Genomic DNA, 3426 nt, shown 5'->3' on the forward strand with positions numbered 1-3426 from the left:
GATTAAGCCGAGGTAATCGTTAAGCCGAGGGTGGGGAGTTTGCCCTTGTGGTTCGGGGGTCGCGTCCCTGTTTCCCGGCTTAATGTTTCCGCCTAACTTGTCTTGTATCCATGCTCCCAGCGGAAGGACAAGGCAATGGATACGACAGTCACGGCTATCGGAGATGTCGTTGTGGCCGCGTTGGAAGACGCCGGCTATATGCAGTCCACGATCGGCCAGTATCGCAAGTCCATCAAGTGGCTGGGTGTTCTGGCCAAGAAACAAGATGGCGTCTATACAAGCGAGTTGGGTGCGGAATTCGCCTCGATGACGACGAGCCCGCGGACCGGGCGGTACAGCGCCCAGCGCCACACCGATTTCAGCCGGTTGGTGTGGCTGTTCGACTCGTGTCTACTCACCGGCACGGTGGATCTTTCCACACGACCCCGCGGGCAGCTGAGGAAAAGGCCCAACAGCCCGGAATTCTCCGGGTTGCTGGCTGCATGGTCCCGGGACATGGTGCAGCGTGGCCTGGCGCGTTCCACGCAAGACAGTTTCGGTTCGTTGGCCTGCGGGTATCTGAACTTCTTGGAGGCTGCCGCGATTTTCTCGTGGGCTGCCGCCGACGGATCCAGCGTTCTGGGATTTCTTGAGTCCCTTCGAAGCCGGTGGGCCGAGTCGAGCATGTGGTCGGCGGTGGCCAGCTTCCGTCCGTTCCTGAAATTCATGTCCCGCACGGACCTGCTCGATGCACTGGCCTTGGCCCGGGCCAGGCGTCACCACGAGATCGTTCCCTTGCTCGATGCCGGAGTTGAAGGACAAGTTGTTGACGCCTGCCGGCAAGGTTTGGTGTCCTCACGGGACGCGGCGATTGCCCTGCTCTCGCTGGCCACCGGCCTGCGTGCGTGCGATATCCGCGGCCTGCGGCTGGCAGACATCGACTGGCGGGGCGGCACGGTGGGGATCGTGCAGCAAAAGACCGGCAACCCACTGACCCTGCCGCTGCCGCCACTGGTCCTGGCCAAGCTTGCCCACTACGTGCTTGACGAGCGGCCGGTCTCCGAGGAGGAAGAGATGTTCTTGAGGCTGAAGGCCCCGCATGTCGCCTTGGCTGACCATGCGGCGATTTACGTGATCATCAACAAGGTCTTTCGTGCGTCCGGGGTGGAAGCTGTGAAGGTTGGAACGCGTTCCCTTCGCTACAACGCGGCGTCCAGGCTGTTGCGGGCGGGCACGGCGTTGCCGACGATCTCGGCGATTCTCGGTCATGCCCATAGTGACTCGACCAATGTGTATCTGAGTGCGGATACCGAACGGTTGCGCTCGTGTGTCCTTCCGCTGCCGGAAGGGGCAGCGCGATGAGCACGTATGAATTCACCAGCGTGTTCGCCCGGGAACTGACGCGGTATCTTGCCTTCAAACAAGGCATGGGCTGCTACGGTGCATCGCGAATCTGGTACCTGCGCAGCTTCGACACCTACTGCACGGAACACGGGGTGAGGTCTTTTGACCAGCAGGCCATCGAGGGTTGGGTCATCTTCAAGAAATCCTCCCAGCCGGGCTCCAGCCCGTCCTGGATGTCATACATCAGGGATTTTGGCCGTTGGATGCGGACCCACGGCGACCCGGAGGCGTATGTGCTTGCCGAGTCCTGGAAGAGCGGGTTCTTCCGCTCCCAGCCCTACTTGTTGAGCCGCGAAGAAATCTCGTTGTTCTTCCAATCCGCTACCGGGCTGGAGACCACTTCGCCGTGGAAATGGCAGTCCGTCGCCTTTTTTGCGCTGATGCACTCGTGCGGGCTTCGGACCTGCGAAACCCGCAGGCTGCAATCCCGGGACGTTGACCTCGACAAAGGGGAAATCGAAGTGCTGTGGTCCAAGGGCAACAGGAGCCGGCGCCTGCCAATCACCGGCCAGATCATCGATGTCCTCGCCGACTGCGACCGGATATCCCGCAAGAGATTCGGGCAACAGCGTCCCGGGTTCTTCGTCTCCTCGACCGCAGCCCCGGTCTCACCGGCATCGATCGGGGTCACGTTCAACCGGATCTGGGACCAAGCCGCGTTGCCACGGGCCGTTGGTGGCAAACAACCCCGCCCCTACGATTTCAGACACCATTTCGCCTACGCCAACATCGAACGGTGGATGGCCGAAGGCACCGACGTCAATGCGATGCTGCCCTACCTCGCCCGGTATATGGGGCACGCATCGCTGGACAGCACCTTCTACTACATCCACACATCACCGGACTTCATGGATGGCTACGCATCCCTCACCCACGACGGCCAAGGCGTATTTCCCGAGGTGGGATTCGAATGAAACGCACAACGCAAAAACCGGCCCCCGACTTCTGGGGTTACGCCCGGAACTACCTGCACGACTTCCTGCCCAACGTCAGGGACATGGCGCCGCGCAGCATCGAGGCATACCGGATCAGTCTGGAGAGCTACGTCCATTACCTGGTCACGGAGAAACAGGTCCGCCGCCAGAACATCGGTTTTGACCACTTCGACCGGCAAGTCCTCAAGGACTGGTTGGTATGGATGCGGCAAACCAAGGACTACAGGCCCGCAACCATCGGCCTGCGCCTGAGCGCCGTCAAAGCCTTCCTGAATTTCGCGTCCGCGGAAGACCTCACCCTGGTCGCTGTTTACCAAGCTGCCAAGAACATCAAGGCACCGGCCACACCGCGCAAACCCATCGAATACCTCCACGAGAACGAAACGGCAGCGATTCTCGCCGCCTACAACGGCAAGAACGTGAAGTCACGCCGGAACCGCATGCTGCTCATCCTGCTCTACGACAGCGGTGCGCGCGTCGGCGAGATCACCGCGCTCACCATTGACGACCTGGCGCTGGCAAAACCGGCCCACCTGACCCTCACTGGGAAGAGGGATAAGAGCCGCGTCGTCCCCCTCGGAGAAAAAGCCGTGGAACATCTCAAGGTCTATCTCGACGAGTTTCACCCGCAACGCGCAACCCGGCCCGCGACGCGGCCTCTGTTCTATAGCTTCCACCGCGGTCAACCAATTGCCCTTTCCAGCGACACCGTCGCCGCGGCGCTCAAGAAAGCCGGGGACATCGCCCGCGAACGGTGCCCTTCGATCCCGGGCAACCTCCACTGCCACATGCTGCGGAAGACCAAGGCCATGGACCTCTACAAGCAAGGCATACCGTTACCGATCATCATGCAACTGCTCGGACACGAAAGCATGAGCACCACTTCCGCGTTCTATGCCTTCGCCACCCTCGACATGATGCGGACAGCAATGAATGCCGCCACCCCGGCAATCAGCGCCATGAGCACCGAGGCGCTCAGTGACGACGAACTTCAACTGCTCTACACACTGAAATAGCACGAAACATTAAGCCGGGAAACAGGGCCGCGACCCCCGAACCACAAGGGCAAACTCCCCACCCTCGGCTTAACGATTACCTCGGCTTAATC

At 60.9% G+C, this 3426-nt stretch carries 3 protein-coding genes; all 3 read left to right on the forward strand.

From position 1 onward, the window contains the following. The first annotated feature begins 135 nt into the window (after nucleotides 1–135). The 3 genes from J9611_RS21040 to J9611_RS21050 are packed head-to-tail and all read left to right on the forward strand — an operon-like array spanning nucleotide 136 to nucleotide 3334. Nucleotides 136–1341, forward strand: coding sequence for a tyrosine-type recombinase/integrase (locus J9611_RS21040; protein WP_211883140.1), 1206 nt, complete (start codon nucleotides 136–138; stop codon nucleotides 1339–1341). Next, nucleotides 1338–2297, forward strand: a complete 960-nt coding sequence (locus J9611_RS21045; RefSeq protein ID WP_211883142.1) for a tyrosine-type recombinase/integrase — start codon at nucleotides 1338–1340, stop codon at nucleotides 2295–2297. Before J9611_RS21040 ends, J9611_RS21045 begins: the two co-directional genes overlap by 4 nt. After that, nucleotides 2294–3334, forward strand: a complete 1041-nt coding sequence (locus J9611_RS21050; protein ID WP_211883144.1) for a tyrosine-type recombinase/integrase — start codon at nucleotides 2294–2296, stop codon at nucleotides 3332–3334. The genes J9611_RS21045 and J9611_RS21050 overlap by 4 nt, the downstream gene beginning before the upstream one ends. Nucleotides 3335–3426: the final 92 nt, after the last annotated feature.

The sequence above is a fragment of the Pseudarthrobacter albicanus genome (genome assembly GCF_018224015.1).
GTDB classification, from domain to species: domain Bacteria; phylum Actinomycetota; class Actinomycetes; order Actinomycetales; family Micrococcaceae; genus Arthrobacter; species Arthrobacter albicanus.

Coding starts and splice junctions, on each gene's coding strand:
- J9611_RS21040 (WP_211883140.1), top strand. CDS start 136: ATGGATACGACAGTCACGGCTATCGGAGATGTCGTTGTGGCCGCGTTG.
- J9611_RS21050 (WP_211883144.1), top strand. CDS start 2,294: ATGAAACGCACAACGCAAAAACCGGCCCCCGACTTCTGGGGTTACGCC.
- J9611_RS21045 (WP_211883142.1), top strand. CDS start 1,338: ATGAGCACGTATGAATTCACCAGCGTGTTCGCCCGGGAACTGACGCGG.